This is a genomic window from Mesorhizobium sp. M1328, from assembly GCF_040318075.1.
Classification (GTDB): domain Bacteria; phylum Pseudomonadota; class Alphaproteobacteria; order Rhizobiales; family Rhizobiaceae; genus Mesorhizobium.
In genome coordinates, this window is sequence record NZ_JAMYLO010000003.1 from 101876 (window position 1) to 124413 (window position 22538).

The following is a 22538-nucleotide window of genomic DNA, read 5'->3' on the forward strand; positions in this document are numbered from 1 at the left end:
CGGAGCCTTGCGGGCGGACCTGTCGACTAACGCTCGGGCTCGACGCCCATCCTTGCCGATTGCCGCCGCAGCGCCTCGCGATCGTCCTGTGGCGGCGGCAGCAGCAGCGGATCAAAATCGTCGGGTACCTCGTCGATCACTTTCTTGGCGACGCGATAGGCGACATAGACGATTGCCCCGGCGATGAGCAGACGGATCATGCCTTCCTCCATTGATTGTGGAGCAACCGGAGACGCGGCATTTTGTTCCCAGGCCCCTTGGCGAATGCAGGAACGACACCGGCCGCGCAACCAAATCGCCGACGCCTCGTTGTCGGGCGAGAGGAGACTGCGATGAAAAAGCGCTCAATCCTGCTGCTTATGGCAGCTCTGACGGTTGCGGGTTGCGACAACAACATCCAGCCGACCAAGGCCCCTGGCGACACGGTCGAGCAGAACCCGCAGGTCGACAAGAATCCGGTGCCGAAGTCGACGACCGGCGGCGATCAGCCCGGCACGCCGCCGAAACAATGACCACCTGAAATAGCATCGGCACCGGTCAAAGAGGTGGCCGGCGCCGCTTGGGAGGAAGCTGATGGCGCCGGCCAGGCGGAGATCAGGCCCGCCGCACATCCAAGGATAGCCGAGTCTTTCCGCAGCGTCATGGTCGATAGCGTACAGACGGCACGCCCCTGTGGACAAACCTGCCGGCCACGCCAGCGTTTGTTCATCAACACATGGAACAAACCCGCCTGCTGCGTGTTTGGGTGTCGATCGGACGCTCCCAAGGCCGCCGTTCACGAAAGAACCCGCTCTCCTTGTCCCCCCTCAGGATAGCGGGTTCTTTTTGCGTCTTGCGGGAGTCGCCGCCAGGCGGATTGACTTACCTGCTTGCCGGTTTTCGCGCCTTATGCGGCGAACCGGGGCTCCAGCCCTTGCGAAGCATGGTTGTCCCGTGCAAAAGCGCGGCCATGCTGATCATCAACGACCTTTCGCTCCGCATGGCCGGACGCCTGCTTCTCGACCATGCCTCGCTGACCTTGCCGGCCGGCAGCAAGGCTGGCCTTGTCGGTCGCAACGGCACCGGCAAGACGACCTTGTTCAAGGCAATCACCGGCGATCTCGCCTCCGAGACCGGCTCGATCAGCCTGCCCAAAAACACGCGCATCGGCCAGGTCGCGCAGGAAGCGCCGGGCACCGAGGAGCCGCTGATCGAGATCGTGCTCAAGGCCGATCTTGAGCGGAGTGCACTGCTCGAAGAGGAAAAGACGGCGGCCGATCCGCACCGCATCGCCGACATCCACATGCGGCTGGCCGATATCGATGCGCACTCGGCCGAGTCACGCGCGGCGACCATTCTCGCCGGCCTCGGCTTCGACGATGCCGCGCAGCGGCGCCCGGCCTCGTCCTTCTCCGGCGGCTGGCGCATGCGCGTCGCGCTGGCCGCCGTGTTGTTTGCCGAGCCCGATCTGCTGCTGCTCGACGAGCCGACCAATTATCTCGACCTCGAAGGCACGCTGTGGCTGGAAAACTACGTATCGAAATACCCGCATACCGTGCTCTTGATTTCGCACGATCGCGACCTGCTCAACCGCGCCGTCAACTCGATCGTCCATCTCGACCAGAAGAAGCTGACCTTCTGGCGCGGCGGCTACGACCAGTTCGAGCGCCAATATACCGAGCAGCGCGAATTGCAGGAGAAGGGCCGCGTCAAGCAGGAGGCCGCGCGCAAGCACATGGAATCCTTCGTCGAGCGCTTCCGCGCCAAGGCGTCGAAGGCGAGGCAGGCGCAGTCGCGCATCAAGGCGCTGGAGAAGATGAAGCCGATCGCCGCGATCGTGAACGACACGGTTCGGCCGTTCTCCTTTCCGGAGCCGGTGAAGACGGTTGCCTCGCCGATCATTGCGCTGAACAACGTCAATGTCGGCTATACCGAGGGCGAGCCGATCCTGAAAAAGATGACGCTGCGCATCGATGCCGACGATCGCATCGCGCTGCTCGGCGCCAATGGCAACGGCAAGTCGACCTTCGCCAAGCTTTTGGCCGGCCGGCTGAAACCGGAGACCGGCAGCATGACGGTGGCGCCCGGGCTGAAGGCGGCAATCTTCGCCCAGCACCAGCTCGACGACCTCAGGCCCGACGAAAACGCTTATGAGCACGTCCGCCGGCTGATGCCGGACGCGCCGGAATCCAAGGTGCGCGGCCGCGTCGCCCAGTTCGGCCTGACCACCGAAAAGATGAACACGGCCGCCAAGGATCTGTCCGGCGGCGAGAAGGCCCGGCTCCTGATGGGCCTGTCGGCCTTCGAGGGGCCGAACCTGTTCATCCTCGACGAGCCGACCAACCATCTCGACATCGACAGCCGTGAATCGCTGATCCATGCGCTGAACGATTTTCCTGGTGCCGTCATGCTGATCTCGCACGACCGCCATCTGCTCGAAGCGACCGCCGACCGGCTGTGGCTGGTCAAGGACGGCGCGGTCAATCCGTATGACGGCGACCTCGAAGATTACAAGACGCTGGTCACCGGCGTCTCCGGCGACCGCCGCGGCAAGCGCGAGGCGGACAAAGCCTCGAAAGCCGACCGCCGCCGCGATGCAGCCGCGCGCCGCGCTGCCTTCGAGCCGCTGGCCAAGGAAATCCGCGCCACCGAAGCGCTGATGGACCGCCTCCGTAAGCGCATCGACCTGATCGAGGATGAACTCGCCAACCCGGCCGTCTACGAAAAGGACCCCTCAACCGCGACAAGGCTGGCCAAGGAGCGCTCACAACTTGCGCAACAGCTGGCCGGCCACGAGGAAAAATGGCTGTCGATGTCGGCGGAGTACGAGGAAGGCACGGCGGAGTAGGACGATGTCGACAAAACTCTGGATCGAAGCTGCCAAGGTTTTGGTTGTCAATTCCGAAGCTGTCGTAAAATGCCCTGAGTGTGGAGACGGCAATCTGCTGGTCATCGACGCAGCCGGATCATCGCATGTCGAGCGCCACATACATTGCCCGAAATGCGGCGCCTACAACGCCTTGCTCAAGAGCATTGATGGCGGGTAACTGGCCCTACACGCCGCTATCACAACCGGCTAGTTTGCTCCCATGAATCAGCACGCCAAGCTCAAAATCGGCCATTCGGCCTGTCCGCATGATTGCCCGTCGACCTGCGCGCTCGAGGTCGAATTGCTCGACGCCAGGCGCATCGGCCGGGTCCATGGCGCCAAGGCCAACAGCTATACGGCCGGCGTTGTCTGCGCCAAGGTCGCCCGCTATGCCGACCGCATCCATCATCCCGACCGTTTGCTGAAGCCGCTGGTCCGCGCCGGCGCCAAGGGCGAGGGCGTATGGAAGGAAGCGAGCTGGGAGGCCGCACTCGACCTCGTCGCCGAAAAGTTCATTGCGGCGGAGGCGAAATACGGCTCGGAGACGGTCTGGCCCTATTACTATGCCGGCACGATGGGGCTGGTGCAGCGCGACGGCATCGAGCGGCTCAGGCACGCCAAAAAATACTCCGGCTTCTTCGGTTCGATCTGCACCAATCTGGCCTGGACCGGCTGGATGATGGGCGCCGGCGCGCTGCGCGGCCCCGATCCGCGCGAAATGGCGAAGTCCGACTGCGTGGTGATCTGGGGTACCAATGCCGTGGTCACGCAGGTCAACGTCATGACACACGCAATCAAGGCGCGCAAGGAACGCGGCGCCAAGATCGTCGTCATCGACGTCTACGAAAATGCGACAATGAAGCAGGCCGATCTCGGCTTGGTGCTGAAGCCCGGCACCGACGGCGCGCTGGCCTGCGCGGTGATGCACGTGCTGTTCCGTGACGGCATGGCCGACCGCGCCTATCTGGAAAAATACACCGACGATCCGCACGGTCTGGAAGCGCATCTTAAGACGCGGACGCCACAATGGGCCGCTGACATCACCGGGCTTTCCGTCGACGAAATCGAGGCCTTCGCCCGTCTCGTCGGCACGACGAAGAAGACTTATTTCCGCCTCGGCTACGGTTTTTCCCGGCAGCGCAACGGTTCGGTCAACATGCATGCCGCGGCCTCGATCGCGGCGGTCACCGGCTGCTGGCAATATGAGGGCGGCGGCGCCTTCCATACCAATTCGGGCATCTTCAAGCTCAACCAGGAACTGCTCGAAGGCACGCGGATGCGCGACCCCGCGATCCGTCATCTCGATCATTCGCGCATCGGCCCGGTGCTGACCGGGGCTGAGGATGCGCTCTATGGCGGCCCGCCGGTGACGGCGCTGCTGATCCAGAACACCAATCCGGTCAATGTCGCGCCGGAGCAGCGGCTGGTGAAGCAAGGTTTTCTGCGCGGCGATCTGTTTTCCTGCGTGCACGAGCAGTTCATGACCGACACCGCCAAACTCGCCGATGTGGTGCTGCCGGCGACGATGTTTCTCGAGCATGACGACGTCTACAAGGGCGGCGGCAACCAGCACATCACGCTCGGGCCGAAGCTGATCGACCCGCCGGAAGGACCGCGCACCAATCATTTCGTCATCGAGGAGCTCGGCAAAAGGCTCGGTGTCGCCGATCGCCCGGGCTTCGGCATGACCGAGCAGCAGCATATCGATGTCATTCTCGGCAAACGCGGGCTGGGCAGCTTTTCGAGCCTGAAAGAGCAGAAATGGGTCGATTTGCAGCCGAATTTCGCGGCCGCGCACTTCCTGGACGGCTTCGGCCATGCCGACAAGAAATTCCATTTTCGCGCCGACTGGACGGGCCAGGCGTCGCCCAATCGGCCACCGAAAACCATGGGCCTGTTCGGGCCGGTGGCGCGCCTGCCGGAATTCCCCGATCATGTCGACCTGATCGAGGTGGCGGACGAGGCGCACCCGTTCCGGCTGACTACCTCGCCGGCGCGCAATTTCCTCAATTCGACCTTTGCCGAAACGCCGGTGTCGCAGGCAAAAGAGCGCCGGCCGGAGCTGCTCTTGCATCCCGATGATGCGGCGGCACTCGGCGTTGCTGACGGCGGCCGTGTCGAAGTCGGCAACCAGCGTGGCGAGGTGGTGCTGCACGTAAGATTGTTTGACGGCATCAGGCGCGGCGTGGTCGTCGCCGAAGGCATCTGGCCGAACAGCGCCCATGAGCGCGGCGAGGGCATCAACGTGCTGACCGGCGCCGATGCGCCGGCGCCCTATGGCGGCGCCGCCTTCCACGACAACAAGGTCTGGCTGCGCCCGGCGGATTGAGCGTCGGAACGATATCTCCATCCGGCCGTTTTCGCGTGGCGGGTGGAGGCATGGTCATGGCAGAAGCGTTGGCGGCGCCGGATCCCATCGGAAGGACACTGTCGTCCGGCGAACTCGTAACCACGATGTCCCACTTTCATCGCGCCGAGATTGCGCGCATGGCTGGGTGGCGCGACCGCCTGGACCGGACGAGCAACTGGGCGATAACGGTTGTCGCGGCGATGCTGTCTGTCTCGCTTTCGACAGCCAGCGCTCACCACGGCGTGCTGCTGTTTGCCATGCTGCTTGTTCTGCTGCTGCTGTGGATAGAGGCGCGGCGATACCGCTTCTTCGACTTCTATCGGGCTCGCGTGCGCCAGTTCGAACGGCACTATTTCGCGCAGGTATTCTCGCCGCGGCCGGATTTCGCGTCCGATTGGCTGTTGATCGTCGGCGAGAGCCTGCGCGCACCAAAATTCCTGATTTCGCAACGAGTGGCTTTGGCGCGCCGCCTGCGTCGCAATTACATCTACATGCTGCTGATCCTGCTGCTGGCCTGGATCCTCAAACTGTCGACCCCCAGCCTCTTAAACGAAGGCGTCCGCATCGGTTTCGTTGGGTCGATGCGTGAGGCCGTCACCAGTGCTGCCTTAGGCCCAGTTCCGGGCGCGGTCATCGTCGTGCTGGTCGCCGTCCTCTATGCCGGCCTATTGGTGGCAGCCTTCCTGACGGAGAGCGACGACGGCGAACTCTCCTTCGGTGACGTCCACGTCTAGCAACGCCCTGTCTGGCAACGCAACGCGCTGTCGCGCGTTGTTGGACACGTGCATTGGGCGATGGGGGTTTCATGGCTTGGCAGGCTCCGACACGTTCCAGCCTGGCGCTGCTGGTTTGCGCTTTCGTCCCCGCAGGCGCGGCCTGGGCGGCGGAGACGCTTGTTGCCGGGTCCAAGGCCTCCGGCATGGGCGGTTCGGGCGAGGGCGCTTTCGTCGCCGAGATCGTGCTTCTGCTGCTTGTCGGGCGCGGCCTGGGCGAAGTGCTGCAGCGCTATGGCCAGCCGGCAATCATGGGCCAACTGATCGGCGGCATCCTGCTTGGTCCTTCGCTGTTCGGCTGGCTGTGGCCGTCGGCTCAGCACCTGATCTTTCCCAGCGATCCCGCGCAAAAGGGCATGATCGACGCGGTCTCGCAGCTCGGCATCCTGATGCTGCTTTTGCTGACCGGCATGGAGACGGACCTGCGGCTTGTGCGCCGGGTTGGCGCGGCCTGTTTTTCCATTTCGGCTACCGGCGTCGTGGTGCCCTTCATCTGCGGTTTCGCGCTGGCGCAGTTCCTGCCGGACGCATTGCTGGCTGACCCCACGCAACGCACCGTCGCCGGGCTGTTCCTGGGCACCGCGCTGTCGATCTCGTCGGTCAAGGTCGTCGCCATGGTGGTGCGCGAAATGAACTTCATGCGCCGCAACCTCGGACAGGTGATTATTTCCTCGGCGATCATCGAGGACACGATCGGCTGGCTGGTCATCGCCGTAACCTTCGGTATCGCCACCAACGGCAGGCTGCAGTTCGCGCCGCTGGTGACCACCATCGCCGCGGTGGCACTGTTCATGGTGTTCTCCTTCACCATTGGCCGCCGTCTTGTCTTCACCCTGATCCGCTGGACCAACGATCAATTCCGCAGCGAGTTTGCGGTGATCACCATGATCCTCATCATCATGGGAGCGATGGCGCTGATCACCAATCTGATAGGCGTCCATACCGTGCTGGGGGCGTTCGTCGCCGGCATCCTTGTCGGGGAATCGCCTATCCTCTCCAGCCATATCGAAGGCCAGCTTCGCGGCGTCATCACCGCGCTGTTCATGCCGATCTTCTTCGGCATGGCGGGGCTTTCCGCCGATCTCACCGTGCTCGCCGATCCGACGCTTGCCATGCTGACGGGCGCACTCGTGGTCATCGCCAGCATCGGCAAGTTTGGCGGCGCATTCATCGGCGCCAAATTCGCCGCCATGTCGTTCAAGGAAGCAATCGCCGTCGGCAGTGCAATGAACGCGCGCGGCTCGACCGAGGTGATCGTCGCCAGCATCGGCCTGTCGATGAACATCCTGTCGCACAATCTCTTCACCATGATCGTCACCATGGCCGTGATCACCACCTTGGCCATGCCTCCGATGCTGCGCTGGGCGCTCGGCCGGCTGCCGGTTGGGCACGACGAGCAGCAGCGTGTCGAGCGCGAGGCGTTGGACGAATACGGCTTCATTTCCAGGCTGGAGCGGCTGCTGGTGCTGGTCGACGACAGCAGGATCGGCAAGTTCACTGCCTATCTCGCCGGACTAGTCGGCGGAGGCAGCGGCATGCCCACCACCTTGCTTCGCCTGCCCACCACCTTGCTTCAGCCGAAAGACGGCCGAATTGACAGGCCAACCGATAGCAAGGGACAGGAGCGCGCCCTGCAGGAAATCAAGAAGGGTGCAAGAAAAAGCGCCCAGGCGGTGAAACGGATCGATGATACGCTTGTCGATAAAGTCCACCTGACGGCCCGCACCGAATTGGAAGCCACGGGTAAGACGATCGCCGAAGAGGCCCGCAAGGGATACGGCCTGTTGCTGGTCGGCCTTGACGATGTGCTGACCGCCGATGGCGCCTTTGCACCGGCCCTCAACGACATTGCCGCAGGATTTGACGGCCCGCTTTGCCTGGTCCTGAACGGCGGCAATGCTGCCGAAAAGATGCCGACGCTGAAGGCCGGCACCAGCATTCTCGTCCCCGTCAACGGAACCCAGGTGGCGCGTCGCGCCGCCGACTTGGCACTGGCGCTGGCCCGTCCAAACCGGGCGCGGATCAAGGTTCTCTACGTCTCGCAAAGGGCAGCCAAGGGCCGCAGGTCGACATCCGTGTCGCATAGCCGCGAAGAGGCCGTGCTGAAAGACATCGCCGATCTGGCGGGCCGCTACGGCCTGCATGTCGACACAGCGTTCCATACCCGCGTCACACCCGACAAGGCGATCGCCCGGGAGGCGGCCAAAGGCGCGGCGATCGTCGTGATGGGCGTTACCCAACGTCCGGGTGAGGACCTGTTCTTCGGCGAAACCGCCGGCGCTGTTTTAGCCGCCTGCAACTGCCCCGTCGTGCTTCTGGCCAGCGCGCGGCCCAAGCATGAAACCGCTGGCGCTGAACTGGCAGCGTGATTTTCATTGCCTATTGATCCGTCGGCAGGCATGTCGATCGAGGCTCTGAAAGCGCTGATCAGCCAAACGTAAACGAACTCGAACCGAACGGTTCGGTTCTGTTGACGGAGCGTACGGGAAGCGGTGAACGCCGGCTCACAGAATGTTAGCGCCGCAAATCACCAATGACCGCATAACCAATTGAAAAGAAAGAATAACATTGTGGCTAAAGGAGCCGCATGTCGAATTTCAAGCGGCCAATTTGGCGCACCCGTACAAAATTTTCGTGATTGGAAACGACAGGCTTGCCGACCCATCTCGGGGTGGTCCGAGCGACGCGAATTCCTCCCAAGGCACGCCACGTGACGGACAGAACGAAGAAATACCGGAGTACCTGAAATGACCAAGATCGCTCTTACCGCCGCGGCCATCCTTGTTGCCACCGGCACCGCTTTTGCCGGCAGCGACCATTATGGCTCGGACAATGTCAACCAGCCGGCCGCTCCTGCTGCCAACGTCGACAACACCTTGACCGGTTCGATCCGCAAGCCGGTCGCTTCCGAGCATACCGGGGCCAAGACGACCTCCGAGTCGGTGGCGCCTGAATCCGGCCAAGGCATCTGGGGCCGCTGATTATCACAGCCCTGGAACACAAGAGCGGCGGGCTTGGCCCGCTACTCTTGCTTTCGCCTATCAACGGGCGTGCGCGCCGGGTCGTATCCTACGCCATACTTTGATTTGCAGGTTTCATCTGTAGCCACAATCTCGGTTGCTGAAATCGTCCAGCAACGTGCACGTCGGAAAAGGCCGGGTGCGTATTCGTCGGCGCGGACAGCGCTCTCATCTCGAATGCGTTGAAAGCAACGACAACTCACGAATGACCAGTACACTGGAGTACCTGAAATGACCAAGATTGCTCTTACCGTCGCCACCATCGTCCTCATCGCCACGGGCAGCGCCTTAGCCGGCAGCGATCATTTTGGTTCGGACGGCGTCAACCAGCCGGCCGCGCCTGTTGGCAATGCGCCTGTCGGCAATATCGACGGCGGGTTAACCGGTTCCATCCGCAAGCCGCTGACGGCTGAGCACAACGCCGTCGACACCGAGGCGACGACCCGCTTCGGCACGGATCAACCCGTAGTGCCCCAATCTGGCCGGGGCAACTGGGGCCGATAGGTCCTCAAACTCCGGAGCACAAAGAGCGGCGGGCCTGGCCCGCCGCTCTTGTTTGTGCGAAGCTCGGTCGGTCGAAAGGATCGGCGATCCTTCCCCCGGCCTGTTGGTAAATCCCTAACGCAGATCCTTCGGCCAAATGCAGTGCGTCAGCCGGGCGCCGCCGAAGCTGAGACCGGCCCAATCGCCATCGACATCGAACCGAGCCAGGGCCGCGGTGGGGAATTTTTCCGCCAGCTTCTTCAGCGCCGCTTCATCCGATCCAGCCCCGGCAAGACCGCGCGCGAACTCCTCCAACCCGGGATTGTGGCCAAGCACCAGCAGCGTTCCGGTCCCCGCCTTTACTTGCCGAACCTTGGCGAGGATGTCCGCCGCCGCTGCCTCGTAGAGCGCCTGGGCAAATTTGGCCTGCACCTTCGCCGGCAATTCCGCCGAGACCAGCCGCCAAGTGTCGCGGGTGCGCAGCGCCGGCGATACCAGCGCCAGCTCCGGCAGCCAGCCGCGCCGGGCCAGTTCGCGGCCGACCAGCGGCGCTGCCTTCAGCCCGCGCCCGGACAGCGGCCGGTCGAAGTCGATGAGATCGGGATCGTCCCAACTCGACTTGGCGTGACGCAGGAGCAGCAGTTGCTTCATGGATTCAAAATAAGGCCGAAACGTCGCGTGCGCCATGCACGACGCGGACGGTCTCGACGCGCTGTTCGGCCAGCCGATAAAGCACGAGATAATTGTCGATCGTCAACGATCTGGATGTCAGCCATTCCGCTGGTTGTTGGTGGCGTTGCCGAACCGGCCGCGAGCTTTCTGTATTATCTCCCCGATGTCGAACCGCGCGAACGGACCGCTTTCCAGCCCATCTGTCCAGGCTTTCCGTAGTCGCTCCGCTTCGGCTATGCGCAAGGGCTGGTCAAGCCCCCATTCGGGTAGCACCTCGCTGACTTTTTCGACGGTGACCATCAAGCTGTCTCCTTTGATTTACCTGCGTTGTCGGCGACATCACGTCATCTATGAGCTGCCCTTCCGGGCGCGCACGAAAATGAACGCCGGGAGGCGGCAAAGTCGATCATGTCCCTTTGGGTCCTTCAGCCTCAGTTCCTCACTTGGCGTCGGCTCGCACATCCGCTCAATGACAAATCCGGCATCCGCAAGAGGATCAGTCAGATCGCGCAGCGGCCTTCGATAGTAGAGCATTTTCTCGCCGAGCCATCCCCATTCCTCCTCGATCAGTTCGGCATTCAAATATCCAGGATCGAGAATGCTGACGTGATCGTGAACTGGGTGATGCGTCGAAAATACCAGCGTGCCAGTTGGTCGAAGCAGCCGCGCATATTCAGAAAAGACGGCTGGTAGGTCCGCCAGGTAGTGGAGGACGAGCGAAGATAGCACGAGGTCAAAAGTCTCGTCGCCGAGGGTACCTCGCAGATTGCTCACGTCGCCCTTGATCACGCGGGCGCGACCTGCGACGCGCTTCTGCGCGAGAGCAACCATTGCGGCGCTGCGGTCTACAGCGACCACGCGAGCACCGTGGCACGTCAGCCAATCGGCGTACCAGCCGTGACCGCAACCGGCGTCAAGAACATCGATATTGTCGACCGATGGCAGGAGCTGCAAGGTCGTCGGGCGCTCGTAGAGAGCATTCCAGGGCCGGTCATCGATCATCGCCGAGTAACGCCCTGCGATGGTGTCATAGTCTGTCGTTTCGGGCACGGACGTCATACCTCGTTGTACCCGAAATCAATATCACTGGCGTCTGCCTTTGGCACATCGCATCCTTGCGCTGCGCTGCCGAAAAATCTGGGTCGAGACAGCAGACTCTCGCAGCCCACCGCACGGCTAATTTGTGGGGCTCACGACCCAGCCGATTAAAAAGCAATCACGGCGTGATCCGCGCCAGGTGCTCGAGATCGGTCTCTTCGCGCAGCGGGTCGGGCGCGATCACCACCGACGTGGCGTTGTCGGCATCGTCGGCGAAGCGCGAAAACACCGTGCGGCCGCCTTCCATCCGCGCCTTGCCTTCGGCGACCAGCCCCAGCGCCAGCGGATAGAGCTGGTGCTCGGCCTTGAGCACGCGCGCGGCCAGCGTATCCTCATTGTCGCCGACCATCACCGGCACGGCGGCCTGGGCGATGATCGGCCCATCATCCATGTCGAGCGTGACGAAATGCACCGTGCAGCCATGGATGCGCATGCCCGCGCGGATGGCTCGCGCGTGCGTATCCAGCCCCTTGAAGGCAGGCAGCAGGGCAGGGTGGATATTGATCATGCGGCCCTGCCATTTCTCGACGAAACGCGCGCCGAGGATGCGCATATAGCCGGCCAGCGCGATGATCTCGGCGCCGAAAGAGACAAGGGCCGCGTCGATCGCCCCGTCATGCGCTTCCTTGCTGGCATGGTCCGAGCGCGAAATCACCCTGGTGGCGATGCCGCGAGCCGCGGCGATGCCGAGACCGGCGGCATTGGCGCGATCGGAGATGACGCCGACGATCTCGGCCGGATAGGCCGGGTTGCTCGCCGCCGCAATCAGCGCCGTCATGTTGGAGCCGCGCCCAGAGATCAGTACGACCGTCCGTTTCTTGCTCATAGGCCGATCGAGCCCCGATAGATGACGCCGGCATCGCGGCGCGGCACGATCTGGCCGATCGGCGTCACCGTCTCGCCGGCTTCCTGTAGCACGGCAGCGACCTGAGCCGCCTGGCCCGAGGCGACGACCAGGATCATGCCGATACCGCAATTGAAGGTGCGCATCATCTCTTCCGGCGCGACGCCGCCGGTCTTGGCCAGCCACGAAAACACCGGCGGCACCTCGATGGCGCCGAGATCGAGCTCGGCCGAAAAATCCTTGGGCAGAACGCGCGGGATGTTTTCGGGAAAGCCGCCGCCAGTGATATGGGCCAGCGCCTTGATGCCATGCGTGTTGCGGATCGCCTTGAGGATCGACTTGACGTAGATGCGCGTCGGCTCGAGCAGCGCCTCGGCCAGCGTCGCCTCGTCATTGAACGGCGCCGGATCGCCCCAGCCAAGGCCGCTTACCGCGACGATGCGGCGGACCAGCGAAAAGCCGTTCGAATGCAGGCCCGACGAGGCAAGGCCGAGCAGCACATCGCCCTCGACGATGTCGTCGGTCGGCAGCAGCTGGCCGCGTTCGGCGGCGCCGACGGCAAAGCCGGCAAGGTCGTAATCCTTGTCGTGATACATGCCGGGCATTTCCGCCGTCTCGCCACCGATCAGCGCGCAGCCGGCCTGCCGGCAGCCGGCAGCGATACCGCCGACGATCGAAGCACCCTGGTCGGGATCGAGCTTGCCGGTGGCGAAATAGTCGAGGAAGAACAGCGGCTCGGCGCCTTGTACGACGATGTCGTTGACGCACATGGCGACGAGATCGATGCCGATCGTGTCGTGCTTGCCGGCATCGATGGCGATCTTCAGCTTGGTGCCGACGCCGTCATTGGCGGCGACCAGCACGGGATCGGTAAAGCCGGCTGCCTTGAGATCGAACACGCCGCCGAAGCCGCCGATTTCGCCATCGGCGCCCGGCCGGCGGGTGGCGCGCACCAGCGGCTTGATCTTCTCGACCATGAGATTGCCGGCATCGATGTCGACGCCCGCTTCGGCATAGGTGAGCCCGTTCTTGCGCTTGCTCATTTCCGGCGCCTGCTCATCTGTTGCGCTTGCCTGTCGCTGGTTTCATTCGCTTGCGGGCTCTTCGCATGAACGGTTTTGCCCCGCAAGGCAAGCGCGCGATGATGGTGTTTTTAGTTGGATACCGGCGGAACCGGGCGCGATATACTCCAACAGTAAAAAGAAATCCCCGCCAGAATTGCGGCGAGGCCACCGACGGTGGCAAGAGACCTGATTTCGCCGTCGAAGGGCAGAATTCCATACGAGAAGCCGGCGGCGACCAAAGCCGCCGCGGCAGCCCACAGACCGGGGTTTGCAACGACCGACCTCGCGAACAAGAGACGACCACGCCCACGGCCAGCTCAAGAGCGAAGGCCCACAGAAGATCTTGCGTCGCTATGTTGCGGTGCGGGGTTCCGAAAGATGCGAAAGCCAGCAGACTTTCTGTCAGTCCGGCCAGATAGCAAAGCGTGACTCGCCAAGCGATTGTGATTCTCTGCGCCATCGTCGTTCGGCAGTTGGGAAAATAAGCTATTGCTTTCCCGGGCTCTTCGCATGAACGGCCGCACCTCGCAAGGATGACGGCGGGATCAGACGGTCTTGGCTCGACAAAAGAGTGGACAGTCGCCCAAGCTGCCGCCCTTACGGACGCCCCTCTCGTTCCGCCAGAACCATGTCGACGCGGTCGAGTTGTGCCTTGGCGTAGCCGCTCAGCGCTATTCCGCTATTGTTCGTTCGAATCCAGTGCACAGCCTGCTTCACCCGCTCGTAGTGCCCAAGTTCGATTTCGCAGGCAATCAGCGCGAGGATCCGAACTGCGAAGGGCTGTGTGAATTCGTAAGGTTTGTCGAGCAACTCGCTATGTCCGGCGACGTAACTGGCGAGGTCCGGGTTCTGAGCCCTGATCCGTCGCGCCAGCTCGACATATTTCCCCAGCAACCTATCTATGCTCGTCTGGTCAAGGTGCTCGAAGTAACGAGCATAAGCTTTCAGCTCATTGTTAAATATCGTTTCAGGATGAAACTGCGACAGTCCGGGCCAGATCCGTTTTTTGCCGTACAGCCTTTCAAGCAACGGCCTGACGGTAAGAAAGTCCAGGTAAACGAGCATGTTCACATGAACATCGCCATAGCTCGCAGTAAAGGCCTCTTCGAGAATTAGGCTGATATCGTCGCTCCGGTCGACTTCGAAGACGCCTTTCCGGATGCGGCGAAAGCCATGTCCCGTCATGAACGTATCGAGATACTTACGCGCTTCGCCAACGGCCAAAGACAAGGTTTCACTCCCTCTTTGTTGCGCCATGGTGCCCTTGATGGTTGCCGAAGAGTCCAGCCACTGCGCCGCTTGTTCCAAAACAGCTTCGCTGCCAGTGCGCTCTCGACAAACGCGTGCACGGCCCAACTTTTGTCGCTTCTCACTTGCCGTAACCCTCCATCTCGATCATGTATCGACAAACAAGTGCGACGGGATATGCGTTTGACCATCCCCAACATGATCACGATCATGCGCTTCGTGCTGGTGCCGGCCGTGGTGCTGGCCATGCTGCAGGAACGCTGGGACTGGGCCTTTGCCGGCTTCCTCATTGCCGGCATTTCAGATGGCGTCGACGGCTTCATTGCCCGCCATTTCAATCAGTTTTCCAGGCTCGGCGCCTATCTCGACCCGATGGCCGACAAGCTGCTGCTCGTCTCGGTCTTCGTGGTCATGGGCTTCAGCGGCGAACTGCCGCTGTGGCTGGTCATCACCATGGTGTCGCGCGACGCGCTGATCGTCTGCGCCGTGCTTTTGTCCACCGTCATGGCGCATCCCGTCGAGATGAAGCCGCTCCTGGTGTCGAAGGCCAATACTGCGATCCAGATCGTGCTGGCGGCGGTGGTGCTTGGCGAACTCGCCTTTGACATCAGTCTCGATCCGCTGAGGCCGGCCCTCATATTGCTGTCCGGGGTCTTGACCGTGGCTTCGGCCGCGGCCTATCTCGTGGCTTGGCTGAGGCATATGAGCGGCTATGGCGAAGGCTCCACACCCGGCACCTGAACGCGGGGCACCTGAACACGGGGCACCTGAACACCGGGCACCTGACGAACGGTCCATCGACGCCGAGGCCGAAGCCGCGGCAGCGGAGGCTGCGGCATCGGCGTCGTTTCGCCGCCAGATCCGCTTCTGGCTGGTCAGCGCCATCATCCTCGCCGTCTTCCTCTATGTCTTCAGCGGCATCCTTCTACCCTTCGTCGCTGGCATGGTGCTCGCCTATTTCCTCGATCCCGTCGCCGACCGGCTGGAGCGTCTCGGCCTGTCCAGGCTGATGGCGACGGTGGTCATCCTCATCGCCTTCATCGTCGTCCTGGTGCTGGCCGTCGTCATCCTGGTTCCGGTGCTCGCCTCGCAGATGGCTGATTTCGCCAGTAAGCTGCCGGACTATCTGACTCGGCTGCAAGGCCTGATCACCAGCTTCGACCCGAAATGGCTGGAAGAGAAATTTGGCGTCGACGCCAACGGCCTGCGCGAAGGCTTGAACTCGCTGCTGACCTCCGGCTTCGGCCTCCTGACCACTGTCTTCACCTCGATCTGGAGCTCCGGCGTGGCGCTGGTCTCGGTCATCAGCCTGTTCGTGGTGACGCCGGTCGTCGCCTTCTACATGCTGCTCGACTGGGACCGCATGGTGACAATCGTCGACAGCTGGGTGCCGCGCGACTATGTCAAGACCGTCAGGACGATCGCCAGGGACATCAACACGGCGACCGCCGGCTTCGTGCGCGGCCAGGGCACGCTGTGCCTGGTGCTCGGCGCCATGTATGCCACCGGGCTGACGCTGACGGGACTGAATTTCGGCATCCTCATCGGCCTGTTCGCCGGGCTGATCTCCTTCATCCCCTATGTCGGCTCGCTGACGGGCCTGGTGCTGGCCGTCGGCGTCGCCTTCGTCCAGTTCTGGCCGGACTGGACCATGGTCGCGGCAGTGGCCGGCGTGTTCTTCGTCGGCCAGTTCATCGAGGGCAACATCCTGCAGCCCAGGCTAGTCGGCAAAAGCGTCGGCCTGCATCCGGTGTGGCTGATGTTTGCGCTGTTTGCCTTCGGCGCGCTGTTCGGCTTCGTCGGCCTGCTGATTGCCGTACCGGCTTCCGCCGCCGTTGCCGTTCTGGTGCGCTTCGCCATCGCGCGCTATCTCGAATCGCCGCTCTACAAGGGCCATGCCGACGAGCCGGTGCCGCCGCTGCAGGTGCGCCGCCGCGGGGGCACGCGCGGTTGAGCCAGATGCCGGACAAGATCGATCCGCCGCGTCAATTGCCGCTCGATCTAGGCCACGGCACCGGCTATTCGCGCGACGAGCTCGTCGTCTCCAGCACCAACAGCCAGGCGGCGGCGCTTGTCGACCGCTGGCCGGACTGGCCGTCGCCGGTCGTTGTGCTGGCCGGGCCGGCCGGCTCGGGGAAAACCCATCTGGCCTCGATCTGGCGGACCCGCGCCGACGCGGTGAAAGTGGAGGCAGGCCGCATCGGCGACTGCATCGAAAATCTCGGCGCGCATCCGGCCCTGATCGACGATGTCGACGCCGGCCCGGTCGACGAGCACGGTCTGTTCCACCTGATCAACGCGGTGCGCGGCGCCGGCTCGACCTTGCTGTTGACGGCGCGGCGCTTTCCATCCGCCTGGGGTGTCAGGCTGCCCGACCTGGCGTCGCGGCTCAAGGCGGCGGCGACCGTCGAGATCCACGAACCCGACGATCTTCTGCTGGCCGGCGTCATCACAAAGCTGTTCGCCGACCGCCAGGTCGAGGTCGAGCCGCATGTCGTGCAATATCTGGTGCGCCGCATCGAACGCTCGCTGGCCACCGCCATGCGGGTGGTCGAACGGCTCGACCGCACCGCGCTCGAGCGCAAGACGCCGATCACCCGCGCCCTGGCAGCCGAGACGGTCAGCGCCATGGACGAAGGGCAGGGCGAGTTCGAGATTTGACGATTCCAGTTCCGCCACTGTCCCATTTCGAGAAAAAAGGCTGGCATCTGTCTTGCAGCAAAGAGCTTGCCGGCTAATCCCGGTCCTGATTGCGTATCAAATCAGGTTAGTGGGCTCGCCGGGAGATGGGTGGTTGGGGTTCTCGCCCGGCGAGCTTGCCGTCATGCGGCAATCCCGATCGCTATCGGTCTCGCCTGGAAGCGAGGTCGGCGACGTATTTTGATTGAGAGCCGTCCCACCCGCAGACCGTGCATCGGCCGTTTTCGAAATGATGCTGGCAGTTTGGATATCCATAGAGCCAAGATGCGCATTCGGCACTGGCCATTGCACTGCTGTCGGCGAAGTATGTACTGCCGCACTCATCGCAGGTCGTGCTTGGTCGATCGGTCATTGCTCTAGCCTCGCTATCGCTTCAGCCCGATCGCCGCCTGCAACCACCGCTCGTTCCGCGCCGAAGCGCCGGCGATAATCGCCGGGCACCAGCCCGGTTATCCTGGCGAATACTTTGCGGAAGGAGCCGGGATCGTCATAGCCGACCTCCCAGGCGATCTGGTCGATCGACCGTATCGTGGTTTCCAGCATCTCGCGCGCCTTGCCGACTCGCAGGTGCTGGCAATATTCCGTCGGCCTGAGGCCAGTGGCATTGCGGAACCTGCGCAGGAAAGTCCGCTCCTCCAGCCCGGCATGCTCGGCCATGGCGCCGAGCGTCACGTCGCGCGCGCCGTTCGCCTGAAGCCAATGCTGCACCTTGAGGATCGCTTCGTCGTCATGGGTCAGCCGCGGCGCAAACGGGCTGTAAAAACGTTGCTCGCGGCCCGGCGGGTCGACCAGCATGAAACGCGCCGTGTCCATCATGACGGCCGACCCGAGCACCCTGTCCACCAGCTTCAGCCCGAGGTCGGTCCAGGCCATGTAGCCGCCCGCGGTGATGATGTCGCCATCGTCGATGACCAGCCTGTCGGCGTCGAGCAGGATGTCTGGAAAGCGTAGCGCCAGCGCGTCGCGATAGGCCCAGTGCGTTGTCGCCGCGCGACCGGACAACAGGCCGGTCTCGGCAAGCACGAAGGCGCCGGCGCAGACCGAGCCGAGCGTCGCGCCTGCGGCATGACGGTCCCTGAGCCAGCCGGCATAGGGTGCTGCCGCCTCGCGCGGAATCGGATCACCTAGGGTCGGAGGCAAGATGACCATGGCAGGTCCATGGCGAGCACCGGACCCGCTGTCGAAGGTGCGGATGACCGTTTGGCTCGCCTCCTGCCACTGCCAATGGCTGACGCGAAGCCTCAGCGCGTCCGGCGACCGCTCGACAGCCAGCCGGTTTGCCAGCATGAAAAGATCGGTCAGGCCGAGCACGGCTGCTTCCTGCACGCCGGGATACAAGACAAGGCCGATTTCGATCAGATCACGCGCAGCCGTCGTTTGTCAGTTTTGCCACGTTGAATGTCCGTTTTGCCAATGCTCACCCTGACCGCGCTGTTATAATTTGTCCAGCTGAAGGGGCTAAAAGCTTCCGTGTTACCCCCCAACTTTCCATCAAGGAGTAGAACGATGAGCACATTCACCACCCATGACGGCACCGAGATTTTCTACAAGGATTGGGGCAAGGGCCAGCCGATCGTCTTCCATCACGGCTGGCCGCTCAGCGGCGACGATTGGGACAACCAGATGCTGTTCTTCCTCGAAAAGGGCTACCGCGTCATTGCCCATGACCGCCGCGGCCACGGCCGCTCGTCGCAGACCGCGACCGGCAACGATATGGACACCTATGCTGCTGACGTGGCGGCGCTGGCCGCGCATCTCGATCTCAGGGATGCGATCCACATCGGCCACTCGACCGGTGGCGGCGAGGTGGCGCGTTACGTCGCGCTTTATGGCGGCGGGGGGCGTGTTGCCAAGGCGGTGCTGATCGGCGCCGTGCCGCCGATCATGGTCAAGTCCGACAGCAATCCCGGCGGTCTTCCGATCGAGGTCTTCGACGGCTTTCGCGCCGCTCTGGCCGCCAATCGCGCCCAGTTCTACAGGGATGTGCCGGCCGGCCCGTTCTATGGCTTCAACCGCGACGGCGCCAAGGTTTCGCAAGGCGCCGTCGACAATTGGTGGCGCCAGGGCATGATGGGCGGAGCCAAGGCCCATTACGACTGCATCAAGGCATTCTCGGAGACCGATTTCACCGACGACCTCAAAAAGATCGAGGTTCCGGTCCTGATCATGCATGGCGACGACGACCAGATCGTGCCGATCGCCGATTCCGCGCTGCTTGCGGCCAAGCTGGTGAAGCACGGCACGCTCAAGGTCTACAAGGGCCTACCGCACGGCATGTGCACCACCCACCCGGAGATCATCAATCCGGATCTGCTGGCCTTCATCCAGGGCTGACGGCTTGCATGTCGGACGGGCAGCGCGGGCTCGTGCTGTCCGTCCGTCGCTTAAGCATGACCGACGACGGAGACACGCTCGAGCGTGATCCGCTTGCGCTGCCGACGAGATTCGCTTGATGAATGGTCGGAGTGGAGAGATTCGAACTCCCGACCCTCTGGTCCCAAACCAGATGCGCTACCAGGCTGCGCTACACTCCGAACGGTCTGTTGCCTAGTGATTTCGGCCCACCAAAGCAAGCGTAAAAAGCCATCGGCCTTGCTGCCGGCGGCATTGCGCAGTAATGACGGGCTAGTGCATGGCCAGAGAACAGTAATCTGGTGTCGGGGTCGTGTGCTTGCAACCAGCAATGAGGTGGTCATGTCAGCCCGCATTTTCAGCCCAGCCAAAACCGCGATGCAGTCCGGCAAGGCCAAGACCGGCTATTGGGTGCTGGAATTCGATCCGGAGCAGCGCAAGAAGATCGATCCGCTGATGGGCTACACCACGTCCGGCGACATGCGAAGCCAGATCAGGCTGACCTTCGACACAAGAGAAGAGGCGGTCGCCTATGCCGAGAAGGAAGGGCTGGCTTTCCGCGTCGAGGAGCCGAAGGAAATCAAGCGCCGCCAGATTTCCTATGCGGAGAATTTCCGCTATGACCGCAGGACGCCCTGGACGCATTGATCCCATACCGGCCCTGCCGGCACAATCCGCCGGTCATGCGGCCGGCCAGCGGTCCCGTAGCTCAGCTGGATAGAGCACCGGCCTTCTAAGCCGATGGTCACAGGTTCGAATCCTGTCGGGATCGCCAATATTTTTAGGTCCATTCCGGACACGTTCACTCGCCAGTCGCACAGGATTTCCGAAACATGACAGCGATGGGCGCGGCGGCACTGCTGGTCCTTGTCCTGACCTATGCCGGCGTTGCCGTCGGCAGGGTACCCGGGCTGCGCCTCGACCGGGCAGGCATCGCGCTGCTCGGCGGTGCGGCGATGATCGCCATCGGCGCGCTCGACATGGAAGACGCCTACCGCGCCATCAGCTTCGACACCATCACGCTTCTGCTCGGCATGATGATCGTCGTGGCGCATCTGAAAGTGTCGGGCGCCTTTCGCGCGCTCGGCGGGTTCGCCATCGAGCATGCGCATGCGCCGTTCATGCTGCTGGTGATGGTGACGCTGTTGACCGGCGTCCTGTCGGCATTCCTCGTCAACGACGCCATCTGCCTGGTCATGGCGCCAATCGTCGTCCACGTCACCCGCGTCATCAACCGCAACCCGGTGCCCTACCTGATCGCCACGGCGACCGCATCCAATTGCGGCAGTGTCGCCACCATCACCGGCAATCCGCAGAACATGGTCATCGGCGCCCTGTCGGGGATTTCCTATCCGGCCTTCTCGGCGGCGCTTGCGCCGGTGGCCCTGTTCGGCCTCGTCGCCGTCATCGTCATCATCCGCATCGTCTACCGCGCCGAATTTTCGCGCAAGGCCGAGCTCAGCCCCGAAGTCTATCGCGGTCGCATGCTGCCGGGGCAGGTGCTCAAGGCGGTGGTCGTCTGTATCGGTTTGGCGGTCGCCTTCTTTGCCGGCGTTCCCGTTGCCAAGGCGGCGCTGATCGGCGGCGCGATTCTGTTGCTGACCCGCGCCATCAAGCCTGAGCGCATCTATCGCGAGATCGATGGGCCGCTGCTGTTCATGTTCGCCGGGCTTTTCATCGTCGTCGCCGGGGCGGAGAAGACGCTGCTTACGCCCGACATCATCGCTTCGGCAAAAGACCTTGGACTAAATGATGTCTGGCGGCTGTCCGGCTTCACCGCAGTGCTGTCCAACATCATGAGCAATGTCCCGGCCGTGCTGGCGCTGAAGCCGTTCGTGCCCGGACTGGAAAACCCCGAGCGGGCCTGGCTGGTCGTCGCCATGAGCTCGACACTGGCCGGCAATTTCACGCTGCTCGGCTCGGTCGCCAATCTGATCGTTGCCGAGCACGCGCGGGTCTCCGGCAAACCGCTGGGCTTCATCGCCTTCTTCAAGGTCGGCCTGCCATTGACGCTGGTCACGCTTCTTGTAGGGACGGCATGGCTGGCGGCCTAAAAGCGCGTCGCATTCGACCCGCCTCATGCGACGCGCTTTAGGCTCTTGTTTATGCATGTCGTTATCGCAAAACCGCTGCACACTTTTGCGCGACATGCAGTAGCCTGTCAGGGCGACGTCACCGTGAGATGGCCTTTCATGTTCGGATGGAAGCGGCAGAAATAATCGACTGATTCCACGTTCTTCACCGTCAGGCTCGCCGCCTTCTTCGGCAGGATCATCACTTCCCAGCCGCCGTTGACGGTTGCCGTGTGGGCGAACACGTCCTTGTTCACCCACCTGATTGTGTCGCCGACCTTCGCCTCGATCCTTGCCGGCGAAAACACAAGCTTGTCGATCGTCACCTCGATGGTTTCGGCCTTGGCCGGCGCGGCGCCGATGGTCAGCGCCAGCGCGACCCACAGATGCCGCCTCGACACCATTGGCCCTATCCTCACTTCAGCATGCCGGCGACGTGCTCGGCGTGCTGTTCGTGGCCCTGGAATATTTTCAGGCCGGTTTCCAGCAGGCTCTTCAGCTCGGCATTGCTGGCCGACGGGATCAGCAGCGTTTCGAGCGCGCCGTTGACCTGCTTGTGGTAGGCCACTTCGCTGGCGACATAGGCCTTGTCGAACGCCGCACCCTTGAGCTTGGCAAGCTTGGTACGTTCCTCGGCCGCCGCCTTGGTCAGCGCCTTGCTGGTCGGATTGTCCTCAGGCGTGACCTTGAGCTTCTTGACCAGGTCGAGAGCCTGTTTGTTGACCGCCTCGTGATCTTGCACCATGTCCTTGGCGAAATCCACGACCTCTTTGTTTTTCGATTTCTTCAGCGCCTGCTTGGCCGCTTCGACGTCAAGCACGCCCGCTGTGTAGGCGATATGCGCGATCTGCGGATCGGTCGGCTTGTCGGCAGCTTGCGACAAGGGCGCTGCGCTAAGCAGCAAAAATGCGGCCAGTGCCGCGGTCGGTCGAATAAACATGATGCTCTCCTTCACCCCGACGCGGAGCTGCATCGGGCTTCGTTTTCAGTGACGCTCATTGGATGCAGGTCGCC

General features: G+C 62.8%; 25 protein-coding genes and 2 tRNA genes. 15 read left to right on the forward strand and 12 right to left on the reverse strand.

The features are described from left to right. Nucleotides 1-26: 26 nt before the first annotated feature. Complete coding sequence (locus NKH23_RS08985; protein WP_023677660.1) at nucleotides 27-200, reverse strand: hypothetical protein; 174 nt, start codon at nucleotides 198-200, stop codon at nucleotides 27-29. A 132-nt stretch (nucleotides 201-332) separates the two neighbouring features. Here NKH23_RS08985 and NKH23_RS08990 point away from each other — a divergent pair, with 132 nt between their 5' ends. The 8 genes from NKH23_RS08990 to NKH23_RS09025 all read left to right on the forward strand — a co-directional run bounded on the left by NKH23_RS08990 (nucleotide 333) and on the right by NKH23_RS09025 (nucleotide 9495). Next, the gene (locus NKH23_RS08990; RefSeq protein ID WP_254820275.1) at nucleotides 333-512 is read left to right on the forward strand and encodes a hypothetical protein; all 180 of its coding nucleotides are present in this window, start codon (nucleotides 333-335) and stop codon (nucleotides 510-512) included. A gap of 437 nt (nucleotides 513-949) precedes the next feature. After that, the gene (locus tag NKH23_RS08995) at nucleotides 950-2827 is read left to right on the forward strand and encodes an ABC-F family ATP-binding cassette domain-containing protein (protein WP_352911397.1); all 1878 of its coding nucleotides are present in this window, start codon (nucleotides 950-952) and stop codon (nucleotides 2825-2827) included. Nucleotides 2828-2831: 4 nt separating this feature from the next. Next, nucleotides 2832-3026, forward strand: a complete 195-nt coding sequence (locus tag NKH23_RS09000; RefSeq protein ID WP_352911394.1) for a hypothetical protein — start codon at nucleotides 2832-2834, stop codon at nucleotides 3024-3026. Between the two features lie 42 nt (nucleotides 3027-3068). Next, nucleotides 3069-5177, forward strand: a complete 2109-nt coding sequence (locus NKH23_RS09005) for a molybdopterin-containing oxidoreductase family protein (protein ID WP_352911392.1) — start codon at nucleotides 3069-3071, stop codon at nucleotides 5175-5177. Between the two features lie 68 nt (nucleotides 5178-5245). Then, nucleotides 5246-5932, forward strand: coding sequence for a DUF2270 domain-containing protein (locus NKH23_RS09010; protein ID WP_502908322.1), 687 nt, complete (start codon nucleotides 5246-5248; stop codon nucleotides 5930-5932). Between the two features lie 185 nt (nucleotides 5933-6117). Next, a complete protein-coding gene (locus NKH23_RS09015; protein ID WP_502912338.1) occupies nucleotides 6118-8340 on the forward strand; it encodes a cation:proton antiporter domain-containing protein in 2223 nt (740 codons plus the stop codon). 378 nt (nucleotides 8341-8718) lie between these two features. After that, nucleotides 8719-8952, forward strand: coding sequence for a DUF680 domain-containing protein (locus tag NKH23_RS09020; RefSeq protein WP_352977718.1), 234 nt, complete (start codon nucleotides 8719-8721; stop codon nucleotides 8950-8952). Nucleotides 8953-9222: 270 nt separating this feature from the next. Then, nucleotides 9223-9495: a DUF680 domain-containing protein gene (locus NKH23_RS09025; RefSeq protein WP_352911386.1), complete on the forward strand. Its 273-nt coding sequence runs from the start codon at nucleotides 9223-9225 to the stop codon at nucleotides 9493-9495. A 114-nt stretch (nucleotides 9496-9609) separates the two neighbouring features. On the opposite strand, the gene NKH23_RS09030 is transcribed toward NKH23_RS09025, so the two are convergent. The 7 genes from NKH23_RS09030 to NKH23_RS09060 form a co-directional block, all read right to left on the reverse strand. Next, the gene (locus NKH23_RS09030) at nucleotides 9610-10125 is read right to left on the reverse strand and encodes a SixA phosphatase family protein (RefSeq protein WP_352911385.1); all 516 of its coding nucleotides are present in this window, start codon (nucleotides 10123-10125) and stop codon (nucleotides 9610-9612) included. Nucleotides 10126-10129: 4 nt separating this feature from the next. Beyond that, nucleotides 10130-10231 carry a hypothetical protein gene (locus NKH23_RS09035; RefSeq protein ID WP_352911382.1) on the reverse strand — a complete coding sequence of 34 codons (102 nt, stop codon included), beginning with the start codon at nucleotides 10229-10231 and terminating at the stop codon, nucleotides 10130-10132. 11 nt (nucleotides 10232-10242) lie between these two features. Further along, the gene (locus NKH23_RS09040) at nucleotides 10243-10446 is read right to left on the reverse strand and encodes a hypothetical protein (protein WP_352911381.1); all 204 of its coding nucleotides are present in this window, start codon (nucleotides 10444-10446) and stop codon (nucleotides 10243-10245) included. A 48-nt stretch (nucleotides 10447-10494) separates the two neighbouring features. Continuing rightward, the gene (locus tag NKH23_RS09045; protein ID WP_352911379.1) at nucleotides 10495-11196 is read right to left on the reverse strand and encodes a class I SAM-dependent methyltransferase; all 702 of its coding nucleotides are present in this window, start codon (nucleotides 11194-11196) and stop codon (nucleotides 10495-10497) included. 166 nt (nucleotides 11197-11362) lie between these two features. Continuing rightward, on the reverse strand, nucleotides 11363-12070 hold the full coding sequence (purN, locus tag NKH23_RS09050) for a phosphoribosylglycinamide formyltransferase (protein ID WP_352911376.1): 708 nt from the start codon (nucleotides 12068-12070) through the stop codon (nucleotides 11363-11365). Continuing rightward, the gene (gene purM / locus NKH23_RS09055) at nucleotides 12067-13131 is read right to left on the reverse strand and encodes a phosphoribosylformylglycinamidine cyclo-ligase (RefSeq protein ID WP_352717616.1); all 1065 of its coding nucleotides are present in this window, start codon (nucleotides 13129-13131) and stop codon (nucleotides 12067-12069) included. The genes purN and purM overlap by 4 nt, the downstream gene beginning before the upstream one ends. Before the next feature lie 618 nt (nucleotides 13132-13749). Further along, on the reverse strand, nucleotides 13750-14508 hold the full coding sequence (locus NKH23_RS09060; RefSeq protein ID WP_353024973.1) for a hypothetical protein: 759 nt from the start codon (nucleotides 14506-14508) through the stop codon (nucleotides 13750-13752). A gap of 75 nt (nucleotides 14509-14583) precedes the next feature. Between NKH23_RS09060 and NKH23_RS09065 the strand changes: the two genes are divergently transcribed. From NKH23_RS09065 to hdaA, 3 genes are read left to right on the forward strand one after another with little or no spacing between them, the layout of a single operon-like run. After that, nucleotides 14584-15141 (forward strand): CDP-alcohol phosphatidyltransferase family protein, encoded by a 558-nt coding sequence (locus NKH23_RS09065; RefSeq protein WP_352911370.1) that lies wholly within the window; start codon nucleotides 14584-14586, stop codon nucleotides 15139-15141. Further along, nucleotides 15113-16354 (forward strand): AI-2E family transporter, encoded by a 1242-nt coding sequence (locus NKH23_RS09070; protein ID WP_353024974.1) that lies wholly within the window; start codon nucleotides 15113-15115, stop codon nucleotides 16352-16354. The genes NKH23_RS09065 and NKH23_RS09070 overlap by 29 nt, the downstream gene beginning before the upstream one ends. 5 nt (nucleotides 16355-16359) lie before the next feature. Further along, nucleotides 16360-17061: a DnaA regulatory inactivator HdaA gene (gene hdaA / locus NKH23_RS09075; protein ID WP_254820322.1), complete on the forward strand. Its 702-nt coding sequence runs from the start codon at nucleotides 16360-16362 to the stop codon at nucleotides 17059-17061. 387 nt (nucleotides 17062-17448) lie between these two features. On the opposite strand, the gene NKH23_RS09080 is transcribed toward hdaA, so the two are convergent. Then, on the reverse strand, nucleotides 17449-18411 hold the full coding sequence (locus NKH23_RS09080) for a GlxA family transcriptional regulator (protein ID WP_353034577.1): 963 nt from the start codon (nucleotides 18409-18411) through the stop codon (nucleotides 17449-17451). 195 nt (nucleotides 18412-18606) lie between these two features. Between NKH23_RS09080 and NKH23_RS09085 the strand changes: the two genes are divergently transcribed. Further along, nucleotides 18607-19434 carry an alpha/beta fold hydrolase gene (locus NKH23_RS09085; protein WP_352911363.1) on the forward strand — a complete coding sequence of 276 codons (828 nt, stop codon included), beginning with the start codon at nucleotides 18607-18609 and terminating at the stop codon, nucleotides 19432-19434. A gap of 123 nt (nucleotides 19435-19557) precedes the next feature. On the opposite strand, the gene NKH23_RS09090 is transcribed toward NKH23_RS09085, so the two are convergent. Then, a tRNA-Pro gene (locus NKH23_RS09090) sits at nucleotides 19558-19634 on the reverse strand. A 160-nt stretch (nucleotides 19635-19794) separates the two neighbouring features. Here NKH23_RS09090 and NKH23_RS09095 point away from each other — a divergent pair. The 3 genes from NKH23_RS09095 (at nucleotide 19795) to NKH23_RS09105 (ending at nucleotide 21506) form a co-directional block, all read left to right on the forward strand. Further along, nucleotides 19795-20100 (forward strand): ETC complex I subunit, encoded by a 306-nt coding sequence (locus NKH23_RS09095; RefSeq protein ID WP_023677641.1) that lies wholly within the window; start codon nucleotides 19795-19797, stop codon nucleotides 20098-20100. Between the two features lie 50 nt (nucleotides 20101-20150). Beyond that, nucleotides 20151-20227 (forward strand) — tRNA-Arg (locus tag NKH23_RS09100). 58 nt (nucleotides 20228-20285) lie between these two features. Further along, nucleotides 20286-21506, forward strand: coding sequence for an anion transporter (locus tag NKH23_RS09105; protein WP_352911360.1), 1221 nt, complete (start codon nucleotides 20286-20288; stop codon nucleotides 21504-21506). Between the two features lie 107 nt (nucleotides 21507-21613). Here NKH23_RS09105 and NKH23_RS09110 read toward each other — a convergent pair whose 3' ends face one another. Next, the gene (locus tag NKH23_RS09110) at nucleotides 21614-21928 is read right to left on the reverse strand and encodes a cupredoxin domain-containing protein (RefSeq protein WP_352911357.1); all 315 of its coding nucleotides are present in this window, start codon (nucleotides 21926-21928) and stop codon (nucleotides 21614-21616) included. A gap of 11 nt (nucleotides 21929-21939) precedes the next feature. Continuing rightward, the gene (locus NKH23_RS09115; RefSeq protein WP_352911354.1) at nucleotides 21940-22464 is read right to left on the reverse strand and encodes a DUF4142 domain-containing protein; all 525 of its coding nucleotides are present in this window, start codon (nucleotides 22462-22464) and stop codon (nucleotides 21940-21942) included. Nucleotides 22465-22538 lie beyond the last annotated feature (74 nt).

Excerpts from the sequence above, each read along its gene's own strand:
- NKH23_RS09025 (WP_352911386.1), top strand. The coding sequence starts at position 9,223 with ATGACCAAGATTGCTCTTACCGTCGCCACCATCGTCCTCATCGCCACG.
- hdaA (WP_254820322.1), top strand. The coding sequence starts at position 16,360 with ATGCCGGACAAGATCGATCCGCCGCGTCAATTGCCGCTCGATCTAGGC.
- NKH23_RS09085 (WP_352911363.1), top strand. The coding sequence starts at position 18,607 with ATGAGCACATTCACCACCCATGACGGCACCGAGATTTTCTACAAGGAT.
- NKH23_RS09020 (WP_352977718.1), top strand. The coding sequence starts at position 8,719 with ATGACCAAGATCGCTCTTACCGCCGCGGCCATCCTTGTTGCCACCGGC.
- NKH23_RS09115 (WP_352911354.1), bottom strand. The coding sequence starts at position 22,464 with ATGTTTATTCGACCGACCGCGGCACTGGCCGCATTTTTGCTGCTTAGC.
- NKH23_RS09105 (WP_352911360.1), top strand. The coding sequence starts at position 20,286 with ATGACAGCGATGGGCGCGGCGGCACTGCTGGTCCTTGTCCTGACCTAT.
- NKH23_RS09110 (WP_352911357.1), bottom strand. The coding sequence starts at position 21,928 with ATGGTGTCGAGGCGGCATCTGTGGGTCGCGCTGGCGCTGACCATCGGC.
- NKH23_RS09040 (WP_352911381.1), bottom strand. The coding sequence starts at position 10,446 with ATGGTCACCGTCGAAAAAGTCAGCGAGGTGCTACCCGAATGGGGGCTT.
- NKH23_RS09095 (WP_023677641.1), top strand. The coding sequence starts at position 19,795 with ATGTCAGCCCGCATTTTCAGCCCAGCCAAAACCGCGATGCAGTCCGGC.
- purN (WP_352911376.1), bottom strand. The coding sequence starts at position 12,070 with ATGAGCAAGAAACGGACGGTCGTACTGATCTCTGGGCGCGGCTCCAAC.
- NKH23_RS09030 (WP_352911385.1), bottom strand. The coding sequence starts at position 10,125 with ATGAAGCAACTGCTGCTCCTGCGTCACGCCAAGTCGAGTTGGGACGAT.
- NKH23_RS08990 (WP_254820275.1), top strand. The coding sequence starts at position 333 with ATGAAAAAGCGCTCAATCCTGCTGCTTATGGCAGCTCTGACGGTTGCG.
- NKH23_RS09005 (WP_352911392.1), top strand. The coding sequence starts at position 3,069 with ATGAATCAGCACGCCAAGCTCAAAATCGGCCATTCGGCCTGTCCGCAT.
- NKH23_RS08995 (WP_352911397.1), top strand. The coding sequence starts at position 950 with ATGCTGATCATCAACGACCTTTCGCTCCGCATGGCCGGACGCCTGCTT.
- NKH23_RS08985 (WP_023677660.1), bottom strand. The coding sequence starts at position 200 with ATGATCCGTCTGCTCATCGCCGGGGCAATCGTCTATGTCGCCTATCGC.
- NKH23_RS09070 (WP_353024974.1), top strand. The coding sequence starts at position 15,113 with ATGGCGAAGGCTCCACACCCGGCACCTGAACGCGGGGCACCTGAACAC.
- NKH23_RS09000 (WP_352911394.1), top strand. The coding sequence starts at position 2,832 with ATGTCGACAAAACTCTGGATCGAAGCTGCCAAGGTTTTGGTTGTCAAT.
- NKH23_RS09015 (WP_502912338.1), top strand. The coding sequence starts at position 6,118 with ATGGGCGGTTCGGGCGAGGGCGCTTTCGTCGCCGAGATCGTGCTTCTG.
- purM (WP_352717616.1), bottom strand. The coding sequence starts at position 13,131 with ATGAGCAAGCGCAAGAACGGGCTCACCTATGCCGAAGCGGGCGTCGAC.